The organism is Planktothrix sp. FACHB-1355 (genome assembly GCF_014748295.1).
GTDB classification, from domain to species: domain Bacteria; phylum Cyanobacteriota; class Cyanobacteriia; order Cyanobacteriales; family Aerosakkonemataceae; genus Aerosakkonema; species Aerosakkonema funiforme_A.
In genome coordinates, this window is sequence record NZ_JACJUP010000656.1 from 1 (window position 1) to 3,909 (window position 3,909).

A 3,909-nucleotide genomic window follows, 5' to 3' on the forward strand; every position below is an offset into this window, starting at 1 on the left:
CCAGGCGGAGAAGTTTATCGATCGAGTGAAGTACCTGGAGCCTTACCCCTTTATGAAAGCCTTCTAGTTTTCGAGAATTTCCCCGATTTATCTATCCTAGAATCTGCCAATTTAACTATTGATATAGTTAATTACCGTTTTCAAGGCGCACAAACAAAATACGCCCTGACTTTGCTAGTTAGTCCGGTGGCGGAATTAAGGTTGCAAATTGTCTATGATAGACGCCGTTTTGATGGAAATAGCGTTAGCAACATTTTGGCACATTTCCAAACTTTGCTGCGGGAAATTATTAGTAATCCAGAACAAAATCTGGCAACGCTTTTAGAAAAAATTCCAGTCAGCGAAATTCCGCAAGTTAAATCTGTAAATAAAAGCGATCGCCAAAACTTCCCAACGGCTTTTTTAGCGCCGCGTACCCCCGTAGAAGAATTACTGGCAGCCATTTGGACACAACTTCTCGGAGTCGATCGCGTAGGAATTAACGACAGCTTTTTTGAATTAGGCGGACATTCCTTACTGGCTACGCAAATTATTTCTTGCGTGCGCGATACCTTTGGTGTAGAATTGCCCCTGCGCCACTTGTTTGAAGTACCTACCATAGCAGCTTTAGCCGCACAAATTGAAACGGCGATGAAAGCGGTAAAAGGAGAAGGAAAGCACAAGAAATTAGCTGAAGTTCCTCCCATAAAACCCGTTTCTCGAAATGTCGAGTTACCTTTATCTTTCGCACAGGAACGATTGTGGTTTATCGATCAATTAGAACCTGGCAACTATGCTTATAATATTCCCGCCGCCGTGCGTATTGTGGGGGAACTGAATCTAACGGCGTTGGCAAAAAGCCTCAGCGAAGTGGTGAAACGACACGAAACTCTGCGAACTACTTTCACCACTGCGAACGATCGACCGATTCAAGTTATCGATGCGATCGGGAATTTCCAATTGTCGGTTTTAGATTTCACCACAATGGAAAATCCAGAATCCTCAAGTAAAAATTTCATGCTTGCGGAAGCACAAAAACCATTTGATTTAGAGAAAGGGCCATTGTTGCGAATTACTCTGCTACGGTTGAATTCAGCAGAACATATATTAGTGCTGACAATCCACCACATTATCTTTGATGGTTGGTCGATCGGGGTATTGATTCGAGAAGTAGCTGCACTTTATGAAGCGTTTTCCACTGGAAAAGCTTCTCCGCTGCCAGAATTGCCGATCCAGTACGCGGATTTTGCAGTTTGGCAGAGAAATTGGTTGCAGGGAGAAGTTTTGGAAACGCAATTAGCTTACTGGAAACAGCAATTGAGCGGTAATTTACCAGCGTTGCAATTGCCTGTCGATGGCTTCGCCTCGGCCTTCGGCCTACGTCCGCGTGGCAATAATACTTTTCAAGGTGCAACCTATTCTTTTACGCTTCCCGCGACTTTATCTTCAGATCTTAAAACGCTTAGTCGCAAAGAAGGCGTTACCCTATTTATGACCATGCTGGCAGCTTTTCAAACGCTGCTATATCGCTGGACGGGTCAGGAAGATATCCTTGTTGGCACTGATGTTGCCAATCGAAACCGCCGCGAAACTGAATCTTTGATTGGGTTTTTTGTTAATATTTTAATTCTGCGTACTTCCTTGGCTGGCAACCCTAGTTTTCGAGAATTATTGGGGCGTGTTTTACAGGTAACTTTAGGAGCATACGCTCACCAAGACTTGCCTTTTGGCAAATTGGTAGAAATTCTGCGACCGGAGCGATCGTCCATACACACGCCTTTGTTTCAGGTGTTATTTGTGATGCAAAATGCTCCCATGCCTCCCTTAGAATTAGCTGGTTTAACTCTTAGCTTTGTAGAAGTCGATCGCCAAACTACGAATTTCGATTTAGCTTTATTCATCACAGAAACAGAGCGAGGAATCGTTGGCACTTGGAACTACAGTACAGACCTTTTCGATGCCGCTACTATTATTCGCATCTCGAATCATTTCCAAACGCTACTAAATAGTATTGTGGCTCAACCAGATGCGCGGTTATCAAATTTAGAGATATTCTCCGAAGCTGAAAAGAAACAACAAGCGATGGAAAAACAAGAACGGAAAGAATTTAAATTCAAAAAATTCAAGAAAGTGGCACCGAAAGCGGTCAGCTTCTTGGAAGAGAAATTGGTTAAAACAGAGTATCTGTCTGCTGGGGAAACGCTGCCTTTGGTAATTAAGCCAAATGTTGACGATCTTGATGCGATCGACTGGGTTAAAAACAATCGAGAATTCTTAGAAAGCAAATTACTCGATCGCGGTGCAATCCTTTTTCGAGATTTTCAGTTAGATTCCGTGTCTGACTTTGAACAGTTCGCCGGAACTATTTGCCCGGAATTATTCGGCGAGTATGGAGACTTACCGCGTGCGGGAGTCGGCGGCAAAGTTTACGGTTCTACGCCTTATCCGTCTGACAAAGCTATCTTGTTTCATAGTGAAAGTTCTCACCTGCATTGTTGGCCGATGAAAATTTGGTTTTTCTGCGTACAACCAGCACAAAAAGGTGGAGAAACGCCGATTGTAGATTGCCGAAAAATTTATCAGATGCTCGATCCGAAATTGCGATCGCATTTCGAGAAAAAGCAATTAATGTATGTCCGCAACTACACCGAAGGTTTGGATGTAAGCTGGCAAGAATTCTTCCACACTGAAGACAAAAAAGTTGTTGAAGAAGCTTGCAAAAAAGCGAAAATTGAGTTTGAATGGAAAGATGGAAATAATTTGAGAACTCGGAAAATTGCCCAGGCAATAGCCAAACATCCCAAAACGGACGATGCAGTATTTTTCAACCAAATTCTGTTGCACCACATATCCTGTTTAGATCCAGCAGTCCGCGAATCTTTATTATCTTTGTTTGGGGAAGATAACCTGCCGCGCAATGTTTATTACGGTGATGGTTCTCCCATTGAAGATTCGGTCATGGCAGAAATTCAAGCAATTTATCGAGAAGCGACGATTAGTTTTCCTTGGCAACAAGGAGATGTTTTGATGCTAGATAATATGCTAGCCGCACACAGCCGAAACCCTTACGTTGGGCCGCGCAAAATTGTGGTAGCGATGGGCGAAATGTTCGACAGTAAAGACCTTGTAAGCAAAGAGATGGAGAAAGTATATGCCAACTAAAACTATTAGCGGTTTTCGTCTTTCTCCTCAGCAAAAGCGTCTTTGGTTGTTGCAGCAAGACGGCTTTTCTACCCAGGCTAATTGCGCTATCCTTTTGGCAGGGAATCTTCAGCCAAAAATTTTAAAACTTGCCTTAGAGAAAATTGTGGAAAGGCATGAAATTTTGCGGACAAATTTTCGACGTTTACCGGGTATGAAAACTCCGGTTATGGTTGTAGAAGATAGCAGCGATACTTTGTGGCGCGAGATCGATTTAACTGATTGTAAACCAGAGGAACAGTTAGCCAAGATTGAAGATATTTTTCAATGGGAAAGACATCAAGATTTTAAATTTGAAAAAGAAGCGTTGTTGCGTTCAAGCTTGATAACGCTATCGCCAGAAAAGCATATTTTGACGATTAACTTGCCTGCGCTTTGTGCTGATAGTTGGACACTCAATAATCTAGTTAGAGAAATCGGCAATTCCTACACTGCTTGCTGGCAAGGTGAGGAATTAGACGATGAGGTTGTGCAGTACGTCCAATTTTCAGAATGGCAAAATCAATTACTGGAAGATCAAGACGCAGAGACAGGTAAAAATTATTGGGAACAGCAGGATTTTTCTAATCTAGCTGCGTTGAAACTTCCTTTGGAAAATGCCTCTTTTGGCAAAAACGAATTTCAACCGGAATGTTTGACTTGCGATCTCAATTGTGATGTTACAGAAAGGATTGAATCGCTGGTACAAAAGTATGAGATTTCGGCTGATGTGTTCTTCCTGACTTGTTG

At 42.5% G+C, this 3,909-nt stretch carries 2 protein-coding genes; both read left to right on the forward strand.

What is annotated here, in order from left to right; translation table 11 throughout:
• Window positions 1-3,141 (forward strand): condensation domain-containing protein (locus tag H6S82_RS22500; protein WP_191056734.1); only part of this gene is annotated, 3,141 nt, incomplete at its 5' end.
• The coding region (locus H6S82_RS22505; RefSeq protein WP_242057072.1) for a condensation domain-containing protein at window positions 3,131-3,909 on the forward strand (779 nt) is incomplete at its 3' end. The genes H6S82_RS22500 and H6S82_RS22505, both read left to right, overlap by 11 nt.